We start from the raw sequence: 17,747 nt of genomic DNA, 5'->3' as shown, positions 1-17,747 counted from the left end.
TCAGTACATCCCCGGGTCGACCTTGTGCCCGAACTCGTGGGCTCCGTACATCTGCAGGGCCCGTTCGGGGTCGTTGGCCGCGTGGACCCGGCCCGCGTGGGCGTCGCGCCAGGCCCGCTGCAGATAGGTGCCCTGGGCGAGCGCCCGGCCACCGGAGGCCTCGAAGAGCGAGTCGATGGCGTCGATGGCGCGCTGGGTGCCGAGCACCTGGTCGCGCCGCACCTTCAGGCGCAGGCCGAGCGGGATCTTCTCGCCCTTGGCGACGTGGGCCTGCTCGTCGCGGATGTTGTTGACCAGCAGCGCCCAGGCTGCATCGATGTCGGACGACGCACGGGCGATCCGCACCGCGGCGAACGGGTCGAGCGACGCCTTCTCACCGAGGTACGCCGCGCGCACGCGCTTCTGCTGCATGTCGACGTGCTCGGCGTACGCGCCCATCGCCATGCCGATGATCGGCGTGGTGATGGTGCCGGTGAAGATCGAGTGGAACGGCAGCTTGTAGAGGTCGGAGGTGTTCTGCTCCTGACCCGGGCCGAAGCAGCGGCCGGTGTCGCCCATCGACAGAGTGAACGCATCGGGCACGAAGACGTCCTCGACCACGATGTCGTTGGAGCCCGTGCCGGAGAGGCCGACCATGTGCCACACGTCGTTGATCGTGTAGTTCTCCCGCGGCACCATGAACGTCTTGAAGTCGACGACGTTGCCCTCGTCGTTGAAGACCAGCCCGCCGAGCAGCACCCAGCTGCAGTGGTCGCAGCCGGACGAGAAGCTCCACTTGCCGGACAGGATGTAGCCGCCGTCGGTCAGCTTCGCCTTGCCGGTCGGGGCGTACGACGAGCTCAGCCGCGTCGTCGAGTCGTTGCCCCACACCGCCTGCTGCGCCTCGTCGGAGAAGAGCGCGACCTGCCAGGGGTGCACGCCGACCACGCTGGAGACCCAGCCCGTCGAGCCGCACGCGCCGGCGATGTCGCGGACCGCGGTGTAGAAGTCGATCGGGTCGGCCTCGTGGCCGCCGAAGCGCTTGGGCTGCAGCAGCCGGAAGAAGCCGACCTCCTCCAGCTCCTTGATCGACGCCTCGGGGACGACGCGAAGTCGCTCGGCCTCGTCGGCCCGCTCCCGGATCGTGGGCAGCAGGTCACGGACGCCGTCGAGAACAGCCTGGGACATGGACTTCTCCTGTCATGGTGGGACAGGAGGAATACTAGAACACGTTCTTGTTTTGGTCGAGGCGGAACCCGCCGTACGTCGTGAACGTTGTTGTGCGCCCAGAAGGACTGTCCGGCTCAGAAGTCCTGGGGCTGGGTGAAGAAGCCGTCGGGGTCGTACGTCGTCCGCGCCTGCGCCAGCCGGTCGGCGTTGGCTCCGAAGTAGGCCGCCTGGGCGTCGTCGATCGTCGGGTCGGCGTAGTTGACGTAGGCGTGGTTGCCCCAGTGCGGGAGCATCGCGGCCCGGAAGCCGTGCGCGTAGGCGTCGGCGGCGTCAGCCGTGCCCGACGGGAACGTCGCCGTGTACTGCACCGTCGCCAGGGCTCGGCGGTGGACGAACGCGGTCGCGTCGGGCGCGAGGTCACGGACCTTGCCGCCCAGCGCGTCGATCGAGATGCCGGCCTCCTTCAGACCGGAGGACTGCGCCCCCTGCACCTGGTCGAGCAGGTCGCCGATGCCCGCCGAGCTGAGGGCGTCGTACGCGACGTGCGAGGTCGCGCCGAAGGACTCCCGGTCCAGCGAGCCACCCGGGCCGGTGTTGCACCTGTCGATCGGGATGGATCCGCAACCGGCGTACGACAGCATCGCCTCGAGGTAGCTGCGGGTCTGGGTGGAGCGGGTGCTCGGGGAGGGGACGTGGTCGAGCAGGCCTGAGAGCTGGCGGTCGAACGCGTCGCCCGGCCCGGTCCAGGTGCCGGAGAGCAGCAGGATCGGCCCGCCCGCGTGCTGTTGCCCGCCGAGGGCCTTGAGGGTCGACCAGAGCCTCGGGTCGGCGTCGGGAGCCCAGTCCTGCCAGGCAGCGAGCACGTCGGGTGCCGCCGAGATCGGCCACTGCAGGTAGACCGTGTCGAGCGTCGGGGCGGCCGAGGTCGTGAAGTCGAAGGACGTGACGACGCCCAGGTGCCCACCGCCTCCGCCCCGCAGCGCCCAATAGAGATCGGGCTCCTCGTCCGCGCCGGCGGTGCGCACCTTCCCGTCGGCGGTGACCACCTGCATCGACGTCACAGCGTCGCAGCTGAGGCCCATCGCCCGGGTGAGGACGCCGACGCCGCCGCCGAGGGTCAGTCCCCCGACCGCGACGGTCGCACAGGAGCCGCCCGCGATGGCCCGGCCGCCACTACCGAGCGTGTCGTAGACGCTCGCGAGTGCTGTGCCAGCGCCGATGGTGGCCGTGGCGCCGTCGAGCGTGACGCCGGACAGCGGACGGCAATCCAGCACGAGCGCTCGCGGAGACCCGCCCCCGGACCACCCCGGGTAGCTGTGCCCACCCGACCGGATCGCGACCGGCAGGTCGTGGTCCTGGGCGAACCTGATGCCAGTCGCCACGTCCTCGGCGTCCGCCACCGACAGCACCGCCAGTGGCCGCTCCCCGTCGTACCGCGGGTTCTCGAGCAGGCGGACCTGGTCGTACGTCGCACCTCCGGGCCGCGCGAGCTCTCCGCGCACCGACCGTCGCAGCCGGCCCCAGTCGACCTTGCCCGACGACGTCCCTGACGGCGGCGCCGCCGGCGTGGGCGGCGTCGGCTCCTGACCGCCGGTCGAGCAGGCCGCGAGCGCTCCCAGCGCACCGGCTCCCAGCACCCCGCGCCGTGTCCAGGTAGTCACAGACAGCACGCTACGGGGACACCGTGTCTCCGATACGGCGTCTCGACGTGACGTCCACACTCCTGGTCCGACCCCGCGAATGGTCCGATCTGCCTATTGCCCCCGGCCGATGACGGGAGAACCATGAGGTGCATCTTGACGCTGCGGCCCTCGATGGCGGCGGTGTCCATTTGGGGGGACCAGATGATGCGCCCGTGCGGGCGCCCAGGTCCCGGCGGGCCCTCAGCTCGGACGGGTCGTACTGCAACCACGCCACACCAGTTCTCGGGAGAGCGCGCATGTGCCCCACCACCACGGAATCCACGAGCACCACCACCAAGTCCGATGGCCTCCAGGACAGCAACGGCCGGCCCACCGAGGAGCTGGTCAACCAGGCCGCGTCCGCGCGCGGCTTCGGATCACCACACCGCCCGGCACGCGGTCACGGCTACGAGCAGCGTGGCCTGGCGTACCTGCCGGTCTCGCAGCTGTTCGAGGGCAGGTTCGGGCGGATGTTCCGGCTCCCGCCCTACGTGCCGACCAAGGAGCGGATCGACGCCATCGCCCAGGCGATGACCGAGAACGCGTCCGGCGGCGACCAGGCCCTGAACAACCCCACGATTCCCGCGGGCTACACCTATCTCGGCCAGTTCATCGACCACGATCTGACGTTCGACCCGGTCTCCAGCCTGACCCGGCAGAACGACCCCGACGCACTGACGAACTTCAGGTCGCCGCGCTTCGACCTCGACTCCATCTACGGGCGCGGGCCGACCGACGACGCCTACCTGTACGACAAGCGGCCCGGCTTCGAGGACATGCTGCTCATCGGCCAGCACGACAACGAGGACGACCTACCGCGCAACACCCAGGACACCGCCCTGATCGGCGACCCTCGCAACGACGAGAACACCTTCGTCAGCCAGCTGCAGCTGACGATGCTGAAGTTCCACAACAAGATGGTCGAACGGGTACGCGCGGAACCGGGCATCCGACGGGGAAGCGAGAGCGTCTTCGAGACCGCCCAGCGGGTCGTCCGGTGGCACTACCAGTGGGTCGTCGTGCACGACTTCCTACGCCGCACCGTCGGCCAGGAGATGCTCGACTCGGTCTTCGACGAGACCGGTGTGGTCCCGAAGGCGAATCTCGAGTTCTACCAACCGCGATCCGCAGCGCCGTACATGCCGGTCGAGTTCGCGGTCGCGGCCTACCGCTTCGGCCACTCCCAGGTCCGCGGCCGGTACACCCTGAACAGCGGGGTGCAGAACCTGGCGACCTTCCTGCCCGGGGCCACCACCGATCCCGCGCTGGCGCTGCAGCAGTTCGGCGGGTTCCGCATCCTGCCGCGGTTCTGGACGATCGAGTGGCGCCGGTTCTTCGAGGTCGACGGAGCCGGCGACGGCGAGCTCCAGCTCACCCGACTCATCGACACCAAGCTGGCCAATCCCCTGGCGAACCTCCCGGTCGAGATCGGCGGCAGCCGGCCATCGCTCATCGACCGCAACCTCACCCGCGGCGCGCGGCTCGCGCTACCGTCCGGGCAAGACGTCGCAGCTGCCATGGGTCTGACCCCGCTCACCGACGCCGAGCTCGAGCTCCCGGGCGGCGGGCCGGCACCCCTCTGGTACTACATCCTCCGCGAGGCGCGGGTGCTCGCTCAGGGACACCACCTCGGACCGGTCGGCGGCCGCATCGTGGCCGAGGTCTTCCTCGGGCTGCTCACGAAGGACCCCTCGTCGTACCTGCGCAACGACCCGACGTGGACGCCGTTCGTCGAGTCGGCTACCGACACCTTCACGATGCCGGACCTGATCAAGGCCTCCGGCCACGGGCTGGAGGTCACCGACCTTCCCGGCCGCTAGCGGGCAGCGACCCATGCGTGTCGCCACGTGGAACCTGGAGAACCTGTTCGCTCCGAACGCGTCCGCGGCGGCGCCGGCGAGCCGTGCGACGTACGAAGCGAAGATCGCCGCACTCGCCTCGACGATCGCCGCGATCGCCCCCGACGTACTGGCTGTCCAGGAAGTCGGGTCGCCGCCCGCCCTCGACGACCTCGCGGCTGCCCTGCCGGGGACCTGGTACCGCGAGACCGCGGACCCGGACGGCCGTGGCATCCGCGTCGCGTTGCTCTCGCGTCGCCTGCTCCGCGAGGTCGAGCAGGTCAGCGACTTCCCCACCGGGCTCGGAACCGTCCAGGTCGACGACGACGGACGGGTGATCGCCGGGCTCGGTCGGCCGGCTCTGAAGGCCACGGCGACGTTCGGCGGCAAGAAGGTCCACGTCGTCTCGGCGCACCTGAAGTCGAAGCTGCTCACGTTTCCGGGCGGACGGTTCTCGACCAGCGACGAGGCCGAGCGGGCCAGGTACGCCGTCTATGCGCTCCACCGGCGCGCCGCGGAAGCGGCTGGGATCCGCGCTTTCGTCACTCGGCTCCTCGCTCAGAGCACGACGAACACGGCCGCAGTCGTCGTCGCCGGCGACCTCAACGACGACACGCAGGCGGCCACCACGCAGATCCTGCTCGGCCCGCCGGGGTCGGAGATCGGGACGATCGGCTTCGACCGTCCCGACGCGGGTGACCAGCAACGCCTCTGGAACGTCGCTCCGCACATCCCAGAAGCTGACAGGTACTCGCGCAACTACCGCGGCCGACGGGAGCTCATCGACCACATCCTCGTCTCGGAGCCGCTCGTCCACGGCGTCACGGCCGGCGCCGGCCCAGCGCCAGCCCCCTCCATCGATGACCAGCCGGACGCCCGGCGGGACAGGCCCGGATCCGACCACCGGCCCGTCTACGTCGACCTACCCGCGTAGTCCGACCCGACGCTTGCTTGCCGCCCTCGTCCGTCGGGGAAGAACCCACCGGATGGAGACCTTCCGCAGGGCGTTGCTCCGGCGGTGCGTACGACGTCGTACCGCAGGTGGGCTGCGGAGGACGTCGAAGCCGTCGCTGCAGCTCTCAACGCCAGGCCACGAAAGACCCTCGGATGGAAGACCCCAGCCGAGGCACTCGATGAGCATCTGAGGTCGCTGAAGGAACCTGGCCTTGCCACCACCGGTTGAGCCTGGTCTAGTTTCGCCGATGAAATCTGACTCGGCCGTCGGACATCCGCTCGTGCTCGTAGTGGACGTCGTGGACTCGACGGTGGTGGAAGGAGCAAAGCAGGACACCGTCGGCGAGGTTGGTGAGGCCTCCCTTCGCCCAGGTCTCGGCCGCATGATGTGCCTCGCACCACGCGGCTGGGATGTCACACCCCACCCCACGGCAGGTCGGCTGGGTCGCGGCGAGCGCCTTGCGCTGAACCGGTGAGAACAATCGGCGCGTCCGACCGGCGTCGAGCACCTGGCTCGCGCCGCCGAGCACCACCGGAATGATGTTCGCCGTACACGCGAGTCGGCGGGCCTCGGCGGCCGACAGCGGTTCATCGCCGACATGGGCGACGCCGAGACCACTTCTCAGTACCTCGAGATCGACGGAGACCAACAGGGTCGTGGCATCACCGCCGTGCAGTGGCAGGCGGGCCGGGTCGACGGCTTCGAGGAAGGAGGCGAAGGCGGCGCCGAGGCGCTGCCCGTGCGGCTCTCGCTCGTCGGCCGGGACACCGGATTCGCGCCGCGGAGACGTGAACGCCTCGAGATAGGTGAGCAGCCGGTTGCACACGAGGTCGGAGACGCGGATGCGGATGTCCGTCGTCCCGTCGCCGTTGCGGCGGGTGGTGAGGAACGTACGGCGTGCCGCCCGCGCCTCCTCCTTCTCGAGGAGTCGGCGTTCCAGGTCCTCCGCCACCTCGGGTGCGACCACGTCGACCACTCGCCGACCCAGCACCCGCAAGGCCCGCGGGCCGAATCGGCCCGCCTCCTCGACCAGGCGCTCCTCGGCTGCAGGCCGAACCGCGTCGTCGATCTCGTCCGGCAGGTCGTCGATGGCGCGTAGGACGACCTCCGCCTGGGCGACGTTGATCTCGCCTCGACGCAGTGCGGCCGCCGTGGTCTCGCGCTCCTGCAGGGAGCGCGCGAGCCGCAGCCTGCGCCGACACTCACCCCGGTCGAGCCGCGCATGATGAGCCAACCACGCCGCAGCGTCCCGGGCGCCCTCCTCCGCCGCAAGGTCGTCAGCAGCAGCAAGCACGCGCATCCGAAGCTCGTCGGCGCGGTCGATCAGCGAGCTCAGCGCCAGCAGCGCACTCCCCTTGTCCTGGACCGACATGTACATCGGGTCGATGTCGACGACGTCGCGCAGCGCGTCGTCGACGACGGCCACCGCAGCCAGCACGGGGTGGAGGTCGGAGGACGTCTCTGCAGACACGGGCGCACCTGGGATCGAAAGGCGCCCGGGGACTGGAACCACACGGGACTTCACTGAACGTCGATGTCAGCGCGTCGCAAGACGAGCAACGGTCGTGACCGAAGGACTACTACATCGGCTTCTATTCGAACACATGCTCGACCATAAAGTCAAGATCAAACCAGGAGTTCGAGGCGGACTCGGTCCTCTGTCGCCCCTGGGTCGTGATCGACGACGAGATCCGGCCGCGCGGCGACGGTGAGGGGCCACGCCACGGACGCGTCAAGGCACTCAACCGACGCCCGGTGGTGCCCGTCGACGCTTGATCGTCTTCGGGCGAGGACGCCGCGGCCGGATCGTCGCCCGGATAGGTTGGGGGCGTGGGCGTCATCGAGACCGCGGGTCTGACCAAGGCGTACCCCGGTGTCACCGCACTTGACGACCTTGAGCTGACCGTCGGTGAGGGCGTCACCGGCCTGGTGGGCGCCAACGGGGCGGGCAAGTCGACGCTCATCAAGATCCTGCTGGGCCTGGTGCCGGCGACCAGTGGGAGCGCGAGCGTGCTCGGTTACGACGTCGCCACCGACGGCGGCCGGATCCGCGGGCTCGTCGGTTACATGCCCGAGCACGACTGCCTGCCCGCCGATGTCTCCGCCAGTGACCTGGTCGTCCACCTGGGCCAGATGTCCGGGCTCCCGTACGCCGCCGCACGCGAGCGCACCTCGGACGTGCTGCGCCACGTCGGTCTGGCCGAGGAGCGATACCGCCCGATCGGCGGCTACTCCACCGGCATGAAGCAGCGGGTGAAGCTCGCCCAGGCGCTCGTGCACGACCCGCGGCTGGTGCTGCTCGACGAGCCGACCAACGGCCTCGACCCGTCCGCGCGCGACGACATGCTGGCGCTGGTCCGACGGATCGGCAGCGAGTTCGGGATTGCCGTCCTCGTCACCTCCCACCTCCTCGGCGAGTTGGAGCGGGTGAGCGACCACGTCGTTGTGCTCGACGCCGGACGGCTGCTCCGCTCCTCCGCGACCACCGAGTTCCTGCATGCGACCGGCAGCCTGATCGTCGAAGTGCTGGGCCGGCCCGACGCCGACCGGCTGCTCGGGCAGGCGCTGGTCGACGCAGGCCTGGTGGCCCGGCCCGCGGGCGGCACGATGGTCGAGGTCGAGGTCCGCGACGACACCACGCCAGACGTCGTACGCGACGTGGTCGTCGACCTCGGCCTCGGCCTGGTGCGGATGCAGGAGCGCCACCACCGCATCGAGGACGTCTTCCGGGACGGAGGTGCCGGCAGTGTCCAGCCCGTCTGACCACGCTGGGACCGCCCTGTCCGAGAGTGCGCACGGCCCGACCGGGGTCATCCACGACCTCGGCTACCGCCCGTACGGCGGGCCGCGGCTCGGCGAAGGGCCCGTCGCGTGGGGATTCTTCAAGACCGGACTGCGCAACACCTACGGGCTGGGCAGATCGGCGCGCTCGAAGGTGCTGCCGATGGGCCTGCTCGCCATGATGCTGCTGCCGGCGCTGATCCTCGTCGGTGTGCTGGTGCAGGCCCGGAAGCTGCTCGGCCTCGACGAGCAGATCGTCGCCTACTCGACGTATCCGATCACCACGCAGCTGCTGGTCTCGGTCTTCGTGGCCGCACAGGCGCCGGCGCTGATCTCGCGAGACCTGCGGTTCCGCAGCATCACGCTCTACCTCGCCCGACCGATGCGGCGCTCGGTCTATGTGCTGGTGCGGCTGGCATCGCTGACCACCGCGACGTTCGTGCTGATCGGCGCGCCCCTGCTACTGATGTACCTCGGCGGGCTGCTCGCCGACCTCCCGGTGGGCCGCGAGACCGGGCGCTTCCTCGGCGCCGCCGTCGGGGCCGTGCTGCTCGCCGCATGCCTGTCCGGGCTGGCGGCTCTGGTCGCCGCGCTGACCGTCCGCCGTGGGCTGGCGGTCGCGGCGGTGATCGTGGTGCTGGTCGTCAGCTACACGGTCGTCGCAACCATCCAGGGCATCGCCTATGACAGCGGCAACCTCCGGGTGGGCGAGGTGGCTGGGCTCTTCTCGCCCTACACGCTGGTCAACGGGGTGCAGGTCTTCCTCTTCGACTCCCCCGAGGCGACCATCACGCCGCCGACCGGCACCGCGATGGGCGTGCTGTATGTCGGCGTGGTCGTCGTGACCGTGCTCGGTGCGATCGGCGGCCTGTTGGTCCGGTACCGGCGAGTCGAACCATGAGCACGATCGAGATCGACCGCGTCTCGCGGTGGTTCCGCAACGTCGTCGCGGTCAATGACGTGACGATGACAATCGGCCCCGGCGTCACCGGCCTGCTCGGCCCGAACGGTGCCGGGAAGTCCACGCTGATCGCGCTGATGTCTGGGTTCCTGGCGCCCTCGGCCGGCACGGTGACCTTGGACGGCGACCCGCTGTGGCGCAACGAGGCCGTCTACCGCAAGCTCGGGTTGGTGCCCGAGCGCGAGGCGCTCTTCGACTACCTGACCGGACGCCAGTTCGTGGTCGCGAACGCCGAGCTGCACGGCCTGGCCGACCCCGGCGCCGCCGCCCAGCGGGCGATCGCCCTGATCGAACTGACCGACGCCCAGGACCGGGAGATCTCGACGTACTCCAAGGGGATGCGGCAGCGGATCAAGATGGCCTCGGCGCTGGTGCACGACCCGGCTGTGCTGCTGCTGGACGAACCGTTCAACGGCATGGACCCGCGACAGCGGATCCACCTGATGGAGCTGATCCGCACCATGGGCGCCGACGGGCGCACCGTGCTCTTCAGCTCGCACATCCTCGAGGAGGTGGAGCAGGTCGCGCGCCAGATCGAGGTCGTGGTCGCTGGGCGGCACGCGGCGTCCGGGGACTTCGGAGCCATCCGGCGGCTGATGACCGACCGACCGAACCGGTTCGTCCTTCGCACCTCCGACGACCGACTGATGGCGTCGGCGCTGATGGCAGATGCGTCCGTGCGCGGCGCGCGGCTGCGGTCGGAGGGTGGCATCGAGCTGGAGGCCGCCGACTTCGGCCGCTTCAGCGAGGTACTTCCTCGGCTGGCGCGCGAGCACGGCGTACGCCTGCATGAGGTGACGCCGGCCGACGAGTCGCTGGAGAGTGTCTTCTCCTACCTGGTGTCGTCGTGATCTCACGCACCATCGTCCGACTGGGCGTCCGCAGCGTCTTCGGCCGCCGGCGCGGGGTGTTGCTGTTCGTACTGCCGCTCGTGCTGCTGGCGCTCTCTGTCCTGGTGCGGGTGCTGGTCGGCCAGGACGCCACCGGCTCGGAGCACGTTCTCTACCGGCTCGGGCTCATCGTGATCGTGCCGCTGGTGGCGCTGCTCGCGACGTCCGGGCTGCTGGCCCCCGAGATCGACGACGGCTCCATCTCCTACCTACTCGCCAAGCCGATCTCACGACACACGATCGTGTCCAGCAAGTTGGTTGTGTCCGTGGCCTGCGTGCTTGTGTTCGGCGCCATACCGATGCTGGTCGCTGGACTGATCCTGCGGGCCGACGAGCCCTCGTTCGCGGTCGGCTTCGCCGTCGCCTCGTTGGTCGGCGGTACGGCGTACTGCGCGCTCTTCGCACTGCTCTCGGTGCTGACCCGGCACGCCGTCGTGCTCGGGCTGGTCTACCTGCTGGTCTGGGAGGGATTGCTCGGCGGACTGCTCGACGGCGTGCGCTGGCTGAGCATCACCCGCTGGTCCGGCGAGATGGTCGACCGGGTCGCCGACCTCACGCTCGTCGACAACCTGCCGCTGACGTACGCCGTGATCGCCGCCGCGGTCGTCATCGGCGGCGGCACCTGGCTCACGGGCCGCCGGCTGCGGGCATTCAACCTGACCGGCGACGAGTAGCGGCGCCGCGGAGTCGACCCACCGCCGCCGACCACTCAGGCAGCCTCCGAGGTTCGACCGGCATCGCCACCGGGCCGCGCCGGTCGCTCACCGTGTCGACCTCACGAGCGCTCGGGTCTCCACGGCGAACGCACGGTGCGGAGGGTGACGTCGGTCAGGTGGCCGGCGTCGACGGTGAGAGTCATGTAGGTGCGGTGCGGTTGGCGGCGCCGGTCGGTGGGCGAGCCCGGGTTCAGCTGCCGCAATCCTGTCTCGCTCGTCGTGTCCCACGGGATGTGACTGTGCCCGAGGACGAGCACATCCAAATCGTCGAAGCGGGCGCCGCACCGTTCCTCCCGACCCTTCGCTGGCCCGGTCTCGTGCACGACACCAAACCGGATGCCCTCGATATCGACGCGCGCAACCTCCGTGAGCCGCTCGCGAAGGGCACCATGGTCCTTGTTGCCCCACACACCGACAAGGCTGCGCGTCCTGCGCTCACACTCGTCAAGGAGGCGTTCGTCGACCCAATCGCCCGCGTGGATGACGACGTCGGCCTGCTCCATCGCCGTCCAGACCGGGCTCGGCAGGTCTCGTGCGCGCTTCGGGACGTGGGTGTCCGCAATCAGCACTACGTGCGTCGTCATCGGCTCAGCGAACCCGCAACCAGGTGCCGGAACAACGCGTCACTCGAGGTCCACGGGCTCCGGGTCCGGGTCCGCACCGGGCTCGTCCGAGTCCGCACCCGGCACGGCCTGCTCCTCCCCGAACGGGGTCGGCGGATCGGAGTCCTGATCGTGGTCGTCGATCGCGCCGAAGCGGCGGATGTGGTTCTCGTCGGTCCCGGATCCTCGACCCGACTGCGAGCACGTCGTTCGTGGAGCGCGTCGCCCCCAGCTCTCCTGTCCGATCGTGGTCGATGCCCTCGCGTCGGCGTACCTCACCAGCAGCGGTCTACGACTGCCACGAGCATGAGCCGAGCGGCGCAACAAGGGTGGCGCTGGCAGGCAGGTGTGCGCTTCCCCGCGACCCCGCCGATGAGCGACCCACGACGGGAGTCCGGCACAATCATGCGGACTCATCGACACGACGTCGACCGATCATGGCCCAGACCCACGCCTGCGCCCGGCGCCGCCCGGTCCGAGCCCCCACCATCACCGAGAACGGACCCCCGTGAGCCATCCCCACCCTGAACTCAAGGTCCCGCCCAAGCTGCCCCCGCGCGGTCTCCGGGTCGTCCCGCTCGGCGGTCTCGGGGAGATCGGCCGCAACATGACCGTCTTCGAGTACAACAAGAAGCTGCTCGTCGTCGACTGCGGGGTGCTCTTCCCCGAGGAGCACCAGCCCGGCGTGGACGTCATCCTGCCCGACTTCAGCTACATCCGAGATCGCATCGACTCCGTGGTCGGCATCGTGCTCACCCACGGGCACGAGGACCACATCGGCGGCGTGCCGTACCTCCTGCGCGAGCGTGCGGACATCCCGCTGATCGCGTCCAAGCTGACCTTGGCCCTGATCGTCGAGAAGCTCAAGGAGCACCGGATCCGTCCGGTGACCCGTCAGGTGAAGGAGGGCGACCGCGACAAGGCGTCGTACGGCCCCTTCGACCTGGAGTTCCTGGCCGTCAACCACTCGATCCCCGACGGGCTCGCCGTGGCGATCCGCACCGGCGCCGGCACCGTCCTGCACACCGGCGACTTCAAGATGGACCAGTTCCCGCTCGACAAGCGGATCACCGACCTGCGCGGCTTCGCCCGGCTGGGCGAGGAGGGCGTCGACCTCTTCCTCACCGACTCCACCAACGCCGAGGTGCCGGGCTTCACGACCTCCGAGCGTGAGCTCGCCCCCGCGATCGAGCAGGTCTTCCGCACCGCACCGCGACGCGTGATCGTGTCCAGCTTCGCCAGCCACGTGCACCGGATCCAGCAGGTGCTCGACACGGCGCATGCCCACGGCCGCAAGGTCGCCTTCGTCGGACGCTCGATGGTGCGCAACATGGGCGTCGCGCAGGACCTCGGCTACCTCAAGGTGCCGCCCAACCTGATCGTCCCCCTCGACCAGCTCGAGAAGATGCCGGCCAACAAGGCCACCCTGATCTGCACCGGGTCCCAGGGCGAGCCTCTGGCCGCGCTGTCGCGCATGGCCAGCCGCGACCACAAGATCCGGATCAGCGAGGGCGACACCATCCTGATGGCCAGCTCGGTCATCCCGGGGAACGAGAACGCGATCTCCAACGTCATCAACGGGCTCACCCGGTGGGGCGCCAAGGTCGTCCACAAGGGCAACGCCAAGGTGCACGTCTCAGGCCATGCCAGCGCCGGCGAGCTCGTCTACTGCTACAACATCGTGCAGCCCAAGAACGTCATGCCGGTCCACGGCGAGTACCGCCACCTCCGGGCCAACGCCGACCTCGCGATCAGCACGGGCATGGCCGAGGATCGGGTCGTCCTCGCCGAGGACGGCGTCGTCGTCGACCTCATCGACGGCAAGGCCAAGATCGCCGGCAAGGTACGGGCCGGCAACATCTACGTCGACGCCCAGACCGTGGGCGGCGTCACCGAGGCCACCCTCAAAGACCGCCGCACCCTCGCCGAGGAAGGCGTCGTCACCGTGCTCGCCATCGTTGACGCGGACACCGGGAAGCTCGCCGACCCCCCGGACTTCCTGGTCCGCGGCTTCGTCCACGAGGACGGTGCCTTCGACCCCGCCGTCGCCGTCATCGAGAAGTGCCTGGCCCGCGCCGCCGCCGAGGGCATCGGCGACGCTCACCAGCTCGAGCAACTTCTCGCTCGCGACGTTGCACGCTGGGCGCACCGGACCTTCCGACGCAACCCGCTGATCATCCCGCTCGTGATCGACGCCTGAGACGACGTCGCCTCAGTAGCACCAGTGGAAGCGCGGCACGCTCAGCGACTGCCGTTGGTCTTTGGCGGCAACGTGCGGCTGACCTGCGAGAACACACTGGCAGTCGTCGAGCACGAACGGTCCCGGCCGGTCGTCCTGCCGCATCTCCAGCACATGTAGCCCTTCAACCCTTTCGCCCAGAATGGGCTACCTGCTGCCAGGTCGACTCGTCGGATCCTCCACGAATGCAGGGGTACGGTACCTCTCCAGAGTGAATGCCCACTTCGAGTTCGACTGAAGTAGCTCTCGTAGGGTCGGAACGGGCTAGGAAGTCACAGTGGTGAAGCGGTCTGTGCCGTTGACGAAGGAGCGGACTGTCTGGGCCTCAAGGGAACCGCTCCGGCGACGCGTAACGTACGGGGTGGCAGTGCCATTGACGAACAACTTCTCAAAACTGTTGTACAGCCCGAGGTACTCCTCACCGACGAAGCTGCCCGTCACGCCGGTTTCGACGGGGCAGATCGACACGAGTGAAGGCCCCATTCGACCGTCGAAGTAGCCAAGTTCCCACGGCATCCAACGGGAACGGCTTGCCGCACGGGATGTCGCGTAGATCATGGACTTCGACTGCCCCATTCGGTCGCGGACTACCGCGGCAGTGGCCGCGGAGACGTGCGAACGGTCGAGCTGTCGATCGTTGATCCAATCCACATAGACACTGTTACCCAGACTCTCCAACCACCGCTTCAGCCCGTAGATGAGTTGAGCGTCAACGACGCTGTGGCTGAGGAAGACGTCGAACGAGTCTTGGCCGGTGGAGGCCGACTTAGTCAGCAGTCCCTCTGCGGCACTCGCTGTGATCCCGCCCGCCGCTTGACGGAGGTCGGACGCGGTGAAGTAGGCCAATGGAACCTCTCTACGGTGGGCTCATTACTTGGTGGACTCTCTCGCCGCCTGGCGGTCTAGCTCCAGTGAATGCGTGGACCACGATTGGAATCTGACACATTGGAGGGACCGGGTCTGGGTCCGGTCACTGACCTGTCGACGAACGTCTAGTCAGGTGCAGTGCGCCCAGACAGCAATAGCAACACCGACGAGGATGAGTGGGGCGTAGACAGGTGCAACGGCCCAGGAGCGGATGTCTTCCCAGTCGGGCCAGTAGTTCACTCTTGAACCTGCGGGACCGGCGAGCGACGGGTTCAAGGAGAACGTCGGGATGTCTCCGCCGGACGCGACCTTGTCGTAGAGCTTGCGGAAAGCGCGCTCCTGCTTCAGGTAGTTCGCGTCGAGTAGGCCGAAGACAAAGACCGCGAGCATTCCAAGGACGGCGACCCAGAACTGCTCCTTGGTCACCGCATAACCGTAGGTGAGAGTGATGATCGGCAGCAGCCAAGTCTTCGACGACGACGACGCTTGCGACATCCGGGTAACGATCGCCTGAATGAATGACAGATGCTGTCGCCGGTCGTCTGGCGAAACGTCGTCTGTCGACTTGGGCAGTAGCGACCGCACGAGGACCAGGGTCTCTGCCTGGGCAGCGTCATCCTCTGCAGCTTCCGTCGGCCAACTCAGCACCATCCGGTCGTCGGCCCAACGGGGGACAATATGGAAATGGACGTGAGGGACTGTCTGGGTTGCCACGTCGCCGGTGGATTGAATGATATTCATCCCCTCGGGGGAAACCGCTGCGCGGACGGCTCGGGCCGTCCGACGAATCGCTGCACCTAGTTGTCGACTCTCGAGTTCGGTGATGTCGGTGAGATCTGCGACATGCCGGTTCGGAACCACCAACGTGTGCCCGCGGGTAGCTGGCATGAGCGGGAGGAACGCGGTCACCTGCTGGTCCCGGTAGACGATCTTCGCGTTCGAGTCTGACCCGCCGACGATGGCGCAGAACACGCAGGAAGCCTGGTTCACGATCGGATGACGCCCTGGCTCGACCACGTCTCGATCTTGTCGGACAAGTTATTGTACGTACCCTGGCTGTCGATCTTGCCCTGTCGGTCGAGAGTGGTGGGGTCGAAAATGGGGACGCCGGTGATGCCGGCGTTGGTGAACGGGTTTCCGCCAACGGAATCGACCGTCCCCATCGACGACAACCCGTGGATGCGGATACCGAGGAGCGGCCGCTTGTCGGCCCAAGCCTTCTGGATCTCGTACTTCACCCAGGGGCGGGTGGCAGTCTCCTTGCCGATGAGGACGAGGACGGCCTTCTTGTACGCCATTTGCTCGTCAATCCACTTCTGAATGGCTGCGGTTCCGCCTCTGCTGACCTTCTCCCAATCCTGTGAGTTGAGGATCGGCTGCCCCTCAAGGGCGTTGATGTTCTTCACTAGCTGCACACGATGGACGTCGTGTGTGTAGTGGAAGCTGTAGAAAACGGTCTTGGCCATGTCGTCAATCCTTCGTGCTCGGCGGCGATGGTCTCTGACTATAGCGATGGCCTCCGACACCACTCGTCCCATCGTCGCGTTGGCACAGGTTCTTTCGATTCGAGGCGCAAATTGTCGCGTCAATCCACCGCAGGAGTTGGCTCCATAGGTCCGCCTTCAACAGATGGACGCGGCTAGCCTGCGGGTCGTGACCAACAACGACTCGGTCGGTTCTGAGCTCCGTGGCTGGGCGGCGCGGCAGATGATCGCCGAGGACGCGCACTGGGCGATGGACGTGATTCTCTCCGGGCAGCGGGTGCCTCGACTGAGCCCCTTCGTGCCGTTGCTCCTCGGCCATCACTTTGTCCGCATCGCCTACGAAGGTGCTCACGCCCTTCGTTCGGCGAATCCTCATCTAGGCGTTCCCGAGCTTGCTCGACTTCTGACCGACAAGTACGCGTCAGTGACAGCACAAGCACGACACGTCTCAAAGCTTCTCGACGACACCAAGAAGACGTACGAGACCGTGATCGCCGAGTTCGACGCGATCGCACAGGAGCACCACGACCGGTTCACCGGGAACGCGGTTCGTTGGGTCCGAAGATTCGAAACCGACCTCGGCCTGTACGTCGCGGGCGGGACGCTGCTCGGTGCAACATGGCCTGCGGCCTACCGACTCGGCCTCAGCGTGAACGCCGAGGGGACGATATCCGGGCAGGATCTGCAAGCCGTTACTGAGGAGTGGGGCGGAACGCTCGCTGTGCTGGGCGCCGCGACGCTCGATACCACGCCTCCAATCGCCACTCTGGATCTGACTCGGGTGCCGCGGATCGACGGAAGAGACAAGCGTTCGGACCGCTACCTCTCAGATCGCTTTGACCCCAGTTTCCCCGACGGCCTCAAGGTGCTTCTGCTCGCCATGGAGGGCGAGATGAACACTCTCCTAACCTTCGCCTCGCGCACCACACCGGGCCATGAGCTTGCCGTTTTCCGCGCTCGCGTCGTGGCTCTATATCACACGCTATCGGCACTCGTTCGCGTGTCCGATCGGTACGCGTCAGTGACTACCGGCGGCATGACGGCACTTCGTGACGTGCTCGCCACCGCGCCCGCCCAGGGTCTACTGTCACGTCCTGGTCAGATGGTTCGAAACCGGTGCATGCACTACGAAATCCGCGACGCGAGAGTTGCGATCGATCCGACAGTGGGCATGTTCGGCATCATCGAGTCAGTATTTCCGGGCAAGTCGCTCTCGGACCTGTCGGAGGATGTGACGTCGGTGACGGCGCTCGTTGCCGAACTACTTCGCCAGTGGCGGCCTTAAGACGGGTGGGCCCACGTCCGCTCTGCCGTGGCCCGCGCGATTCAAGGCGCGTCATACCGGCTCCCTTCTGTTGTCAACCGGTCGCTTTGAGGTCAGTCCTTGCTCGGGTCTTCCGGGCTGTCGCGGTCGGGCGTAGCGTCGTGGTCGCGGGTCCGGGAAGTGGCTGATCCGAAGTGTCGATGTGCGGGGGCAGGTCGACCGCGCTGGATTCTTGAGACGCCCCGCAGTGCCCTCCCGGACCCGCCTCAGTGTCGCGATCAGCAGCGGCTTGGGCGTCGTCCAGAAGTTGTCTGTAGAT

At 67.9% G+C, this 17,747-nt stretch carries 16 protein-coding genes and 1 pseudogene; 9 read left to right on the top strand and 8 right to left on the bottom strand.

Features of this window, described 5'->3' with window-relative positions; translation table 11 throughout:
- Positions 1-1,167, bottom strand: a complete 1,167-nt coding sequence (gene hsaA, locus ABEA33_RS22290) for a 3-hydroxy-9,10-secoandrosta-1,3,5(10)-triene-9,17-dione monooxygenase oxygenase subunit (protein WP_345529260.1) — start codon at positions 1,165-1,167, stop codon at positions 1-3.
- Positions 1,168-1,283: 116 nt separating this feature from the next.
- On the bottom strand, positions 1,284-2,810 hold the full coding sequence (locus ABEA33_RS22285; RefSeq protein ID WP_345529259.1) for an FAD-binding oxidoreductase: 1,527 nt from the start codon (positions 2,808-2,810) through the stop codon (positions 1,284-1,286).
- Positions 2,811-3,088: 278 nt separating this feature from the next.
- Between ABEA33_RS22285 and ABEA33_RS22280 the strand changes: the two genes are divergently transcribed.
- The 3 genes and pseudogenes from ABEA33_RS22280 to ABEA33_RS27540 all read left to right on the top strand — a co-directional run.
- Positions 3,089-4,651, top strand: coding sequence for a peroxidase family protein (locus ABEA33_RS22280; protein WP_345529258.1), 1,563 nt, complete (start codon positions 3,089-3,091; stop codon positions 4,649-4,651).
- A gap of 13 nt (positions 4,652-4,664) precedes the next feature.
- Positions 4,665-5,603, top strand: a complete 939-nt coding sequence (locus ABEA33_RS22275; RefSeq protein WP_345529257.1) for an endonuclease/exonuclease/phosphatase family protein — start codon at positions 4,665-4,667, stop codon at positions 5,601-5,603.
- A 93-nt stretch (positions 5,604-5,696) separates the two neighbouring features.
- Positions 5,697-5,852 (top strand): annotated as a pseudogene (locus tag ABEA33_RS27540) (IS30 family transposase); the annotation flags it as partial.
- Positions 5,853-5,859: 7 nt separating this feature from the next.
- On the opposite strand, the gene ABEA33_RS22270 reads toward ABEA33_RS27540, so the two are convergent.
- Positions 5,860-7,095 (bottom strand): HNH endonuclease signature motif containing protein, encoded by a 1,236-nt coding sequence (locus ABEA33_RS22270; RefSeq protein WP_345529256.1) that lies wholly within the window; start codon positions 7,093-7,095, stop codon positions 5,860-5,862.
- Between the two features lie 359 nt (positions 7,096-7,454).
- Here ABEA33_RS22270 and ABEA33_RS22265 point away from each other — a divergent pair, with 359 nt between their 5' ends.
- From ABEA33_RS22265 to ABEA33_RS22250, 4 genes are read left to right on the top strand one after another with little or no spacing between them, the layout of a single operon-like run.
- Positions 7,455-8,387 (top strand): ABC transporter ATP-binding protein, encoded by a 933-nt coding sequence (locus ABEA33_RS22265; RefSeq protein ID WP_345529255.1) that lies wholly within the window; start codon positions 7,455-7,457, stop codon positions 8,385-8,387.
- Complete coding sequence (locus ABEA33_RS22260; protein ID WP_345529254.1) at positions 8,371-9,306, top strand: ABC transporter permease; 936 nt, start codon at positions 8,371-8,373, stop codon at positions 9,304-9,306. Before ABEA33_RS22265 ends, ABEA33_RS22260 begins: the two co-directional genes overlap by 17 nt.
- On the top strand, positions 9,303-10,217 hold the full coding sequence (locus ABEA33_RS22255) for an ABC transporter ATP-binding protein (protein WP_345529253.1): 915 nt from the start codon (positions 9,303-9,305) through the stop codon (positions 10,215-10,217). The genes ABEA33_RS22260 and ABEA33_RS22255 overlap by 4 nt, the downstream gene beginning before the upstream one ends.
- The gene (locus ABEA33_RS22250; RefSeq protein WP_345529252.1) at positions 10,214-10,930 is read left to right on the top strand and encodes an ABC transporter permease; all 717 of its coding nucleotides are present in this window, start codon (positions 10,214-10,216) and stop codon (positions 10,928-10,930) included. Before ABEA33_RS22255 ends, ABEA33_RS22250 begins: the two co-directional genes overlap by 4 nt.
- 101 nt (positions 10,931-11,031) lie before the next feature.
- Here ABEA33_RS22250 and ABEA33_RS22245 read toward each other — a convergent pair whose 3' ends face one another.
- Entirely contained in the window at positions 11,032-11,556 is a 525-nt protein-coding gene (locus ABEA33_RS22245) for a metallophosphoesterase family protein (protein WP_345529251.1), read from the bottom strand.
- Between the two features lie 39 nt (positions 11,557-11,595).
- Complete coding sequence (locus tag ABEA33_RS22240; RefSeq protein WP_345529250.1) at positions 11,596-11,853, bottom strand: hypothetical protein; 258 nt, start codon at positions 11,851-11,853, stop codon at positions 11,596-11,598.
- 229 nt (positions 11,854-12,082) lie between these two features.
- Between ABEA33_RS22240 and ABEA33_RS22235 the strand changes: the two genes are divergently transcribed.
- The gene (locus tag ABEA33_RS22235; protein ID WP_345529249.1) at positions 12,083-13,774 is read left to right on the top strand and encodes a ribonuclease J; all 1,692 of its coding nucleotides are present in this window, start codon (positions 12,083-12,085) and stop codon (positions 13,772-13,774) included.
- A gap of 303 nt (positions 13,775-14,077) precedes the next feature.
- On the opposite strand, the gene ABEA33_RS22230 is transcribed toward ABEA33_RS22235, so the two are convergent.
- The 3 genes from ABEA33_RS22230 to ABEA33_RS22220 form a co-directional block, all read right to left on the bottom strand.
- The gene (locus ABEA33_RS22230; RefSeq protein WP_345529248.1) at positions 14,078-14,659 is read right to left on the bottom strand and encodes a hypothetical protein; all 582 of its coding nucleotides are present in this window, start codon (positions 14,657-14,659) and stop codon (positions 14,078-14,080) included.
- Positions 14,660-14,809: 150 nt separating this feature from the next.
- Positions 14,810-15,697 (bottom strand): HIT family protein, encoded by an 888-nt coding sequence (locus ABEA33_RS22225; RefSeq protein ID WP_345529247.1) that lies wholly within the window; start codon positions 15,695-15,697, stop codon positions 14,810-14,812.
- Positions 15,667-16,146: a TIR domain-containing protein gene (locus tag ABEA33_RS22220; protein WP_345529246.1), complete on the bottom strand. Its 480-nt coding sequence runs from the start codon at positions 16,144-16,146 to the stop codon at positions 15,667-15,669. Before ABEA33_RS22220 ends, ABEA33_RS22225 begins: the two co-directional genes overlap by 31 nt.
- Positions 16,147-16,333: 187 nt before the next feature.
- On the opposite strand from ABEA33_RS22220, the gene ABEA33_RS22215 reads away from it, so the two are divergent.
- Entirely contained in the window at positions 16,334-17,449 is a 1,116-nt protein-coding gene (locus ABEA33_RS22215; protein ID WP_345529245.1) for a hypothetical protein, read from the top strand.
- The last annotated feature ends 298 nt before the right edge of the window (positions 17,450-17,747 follow it).

This window comes from Nocardioides endophyticus (assembly GCF_039543845.1).
GTDB classification, from domain to species: domain Bacteria; phylum Actinomycetota; class Actinomycetes; order Propionibacteriales; family Nocardioidaceae; genus Nocardioides; species Nocardioides endophyticus.
This window is presented reverse-complemented; position numbering and strand designations above follow the sequence as displayed.

What these genes read in the sequence shown, in the direction of transcription:
- hsaA (WP_345529260.1), bottom strand. Translation starts at nt 1,167, where the DNA reads ATGTCCCAGGCTGTTCTCGACGGCGTCCGTGACCTGCTGCCCACGATC.
- ABEA33_RS22280 (WP_345529258.1), top strand. Translation starts at nt 3,089, where the DNA reads ATGTGCCCCACCACCACGGAATCCACGAGCACCACCACCAAGTCCGAT.
- ABEA33_RS22275 (WP_345529257.1), top strand. Translation starts at nt 4,665, where the DNA reads ATGCGTGTCGCCACGTGGAACCTGGAGAACCTGTTCGCTCCGAACGCG.
- ABEA33_RS22255 (WP_345529253.1), top strand. Translation starts at nt 9,303, where the DNA reads ATGAGCACGATCGAGATCGACCGCGTCTCGCGGTGGTTCCGCAACGTC.
- ABEA33_RS22245 (WP_345529251.1), bottom strand. Translation starts at nt 11,556, where the DNA reads ATGACGACGCACGTAGTGCTGATTGCGGACACCCACGTCCCGAAGCGC.
- ABEA33_RS22220 (WP_345529246.1), bottom strand. Translation starts at nt 16,146, where the DNA reads ATGGCCAAGACCGTTTTCTACAGCTTCCACTACACACACGACGTCCAT.